3 protein-coding genes are annotated in these 2,763 nt (G+C 65.7%); 1 reads left to right on the top strand and 2 read right to left on the bottom strand.

The features are described 5' to 3' along the window. Both AC1D0Z_RS18995 and AC1D0Z_RS18990 read right to left on the bottom strand, forming a co-directional pair. Nucleotides 1-349 (bottom strand): AtuA-related protein (locus AC1D0Z_RS18995; protein ID WP_477659746.1); only part of this gene is annotated, 349 nt, incomplete at its 3' end. Continuing rightward, nucleotides 346-1,764, bottom strand: coding sequence for an acyclic terpene utilization AtuA family protein (locus AC1D0Z_RS18990; RefSeq protein ID WP_477659745.1), 1,419 nt, complete (start codon nt 1,762-1,764; stop codon nt 346-348). The genes AC1D0Z_RS18990 and AC1D0Z_RS18995, both read right to left, overlap by 4 nt. A gap of 91 nt (nt 1,765-1,855) precedes the next feature. Here AC1D0Z_RS18990 and AC1D0Z_RS18985 point away from each other — a divergent pair. Then, the coding region (locus AC1D0Z_RS18985) for a LysR family transcriptional regulator (RefSeq protein ID WP_477659744.1) at nt 1,856-2,763 on the top strand (908 nt) is incomplete at its 3' end.

The following is a 2,763-nucleotide window of genomic DNA, read 5'->3' as shown; positions in this document are numbered from 1 at the left end:
CCAGCAAACTAGCGAGCGCTGCCGGAACCTCGATGGGTAAATCCAGCAGCCAGAAAGAAAGCGATTTGCCGTGCGTGTCGAGGTTGAGGGCGTCGTTCACGCCGCCGTCGAGCACGTCGTCGAGCACAAAGTTCATCGCACCCAGCAAAGGCAGCTCAAACCGCTGCACACGGCTGGGCTTGCGATGGGCAAAGTGGTGCGCCACTGCGGCTCCGCTCAGCTGCTGCAAAAGAACGGGATATAGCGCCGCGTGCCAGGCAATCACGCTGATGTTGGACCGGTTGCCCTTGTCGCCCGTCCGGCCGTGCGCGGCGCGGTACAACGGCACGGTGATCATGGCCTGGCTCATGCGGCCTCCTTTGCCATGTCCGGCACCGCGGTATCCAGCATCCTGAAAGAAACCTTCACAGCTTCGCGCGGCACCACGCAAGACAAGGTATTGAGCCTTGGCGTCAGGGCCGTGCGCACGCCGCCGCCGCCGGCCGGGCCGCAGCAATACAGCGCGGTGACCTCACGCGCCAGCCGCTCGGCCTCGGTGCGGTCGGTGTGCGTGGCAGCGACCCGCAAGCGAACATCGCGTGCATCGCCAACAGGGGTCGCAGCCAACAGATGGCCGGCGTCGTCACCCATGACGCTGACCGCACCGACCAGGTCCACGCGCAGCGCCAGGGCCGGCAGGCGCCGGCGCAGCACATCGGCAGCCAGCCGGGCGCGGGCCTCGGCACGCGGGCCGGCGTAGGAAATTTCACCCTCGGCCAACCAGCCGCCCTCATGGCAGAGGTTGACCTTCAGGCTGGTCGGCCGGGCATGGCCGCGCACGCCGCCCAGCGCCACGCGGTTGGGCCCAAGCTGTTCAAGCTGCGCAGCGCTGATGTCGGCCACCACGTCGGGCGTGAGGTAGGCGGCCGGGTCATGCACTTCATAGAGCAATTGCTCCTTGACGCTGGCAAGGTTCACCAGCCCCCCGGTGTTGTCGGCCTTGCCGATGGTGCAGTGGCCGTCAGCGCTGATTTCAGCAATCGGGTAGCCGACGGCATGCAGCTCGGGAACGTCCTTGTAGCCGGGGTCCGCGAAGTAACCGCCACAAACCTGTGCACCGCATTCCAGCAGGTGCCCGGCCATGGTGGCGCGTGCCAGCCGGTCCCAGTCATCGGCACGCCAGCCAAAGTGCGACATGGCGGGCCCGACGGCGAGCGATGGATCGGCCACGCGCCCGGCCACTACGATTTGCGCGCCGGCGTCCAGCGCAGCGGCAATCGCTTCGGCACCAATGTAGGCATTGGCGCTGACCATGCGAATGCCGTCCATGGCGCTGCCAAGCCGGTTGCGCAGCAGCTCGCGGTGAGGCTCCCCGGAAAGATCATCGCCTTCGATCACCGCAATACGGGGTGCGGGCAAACCCAGCTCGCGAGCCATGGCCTGGATATGCCGCGCCGCGCCTATGGGGTTGGCCGCGCCGAAGTTGCTGACGATGCGAATGCGGTGCAGCAGGCAGCGCGCCAGAACGGGGCGCAACAGGTCGTCCAGCAACGGCTCAAAGCCGGCGCCGGGGTCGGCACGGCGGCGCAACTGTGCCAGCGCCAGCGTGCGTTCTGCGAGCGTCTCGAAAATCAAAAACGCCGGCCCACCCCGGGCGATCAGGGTGTCCACGACCGGTCCGGCCGCATCCACGCGGTCACCCGAAAAGCCRGCAGCGCAACCGATCAGCAGGCTGGCCGAAGATTTGGCGGTATGGGTGTCGGTATCAGTGGCGGCGGAGGTCATCATGGCCAGGCGTTGAATGCCACGAATTTAAGCTTCGGCTTCTTATTTGTAAAATGCAAAATTCCTATAAATTAACTTGAAAAGCAAATGAATGGCCGCGTCCACCACCACCCCAAAAAATGCGGCCCGGCTGCCTGCGCGCAGCCCCAACCTGTCGACGCGCCAGCTGCGGGCTTTTCTGGCGCTGGTCGAACTGGGCAGCTTCACCCGAGCCGCTGCCGCGTGCCACCTGTCGCAGCCGGCTTTCAGTGCCTTGATCCAGGCCCTGGAGGCGGAACTCAACACCCGGCTGTTTGACCGCGACACGCGCAGCGTACAGCTGACAGCGGAGGGAAGATTGTTTGAAACGCCGGCGCGGCAATTGCTGGGCGACTTCAGCGCCGCGGTGGGCGAGCTGAGCGATCATGTCGAGCGCCGCAAGGGACGCGTGCATGTGGCGGCCCTGCCCTCCCTCGCGGCTGGCTGGCTCCCTTCCATTTTTGCGGAGTTCAGGCAGGCATGGCCCGGCATCGACCTGAATCTCAGCGACCTGCTGTCGGACGCCTGCATTGAGCTGGTGCGCAGCGGCAAGGCCGACTTCGCGCTCGCCTCGACAGGCGCCGCGCATGCGGGGCTAACCACGCAGCTGCTTTGCACCGACCGGTTTCACCTGGTCTGCCGCACGGACCATCCCCTGGCCACAGAAAAAGTATTGACGCTGAAGAAACTGGCGGCCTTCCCGTTTATCCACATGTCGCGCAACAGCAGCGTGCGACAGGCGCTGGACGCGGCGCTGCATCCGTTGCAGACCCATACGGTGCTGGAAGTGGACCAGCTGGCGACCGTGACCGGCATGGTCGAGGCAGGCGTCGGCATCAGCGTCGTGCCGGCGCTCACGCTCTTTCACTTTGAGCGAAAGAACCTGCTGACACGGCCGCTGGCCACGCCCAGCGTCGTGCCGGCGCTCACGCTCTTTCACTTTGAGCGAAAGAACCTGCTGACACGGCCGCTGGCCACGCC

This window comes from Polaromonas sp. P1_E3 (genome assembly GCF_056405935.1).
Note: the sequence above shows the minus strand (reverse complement) of the source record. Positions and strands in the feature narration are given on the sequence as shown.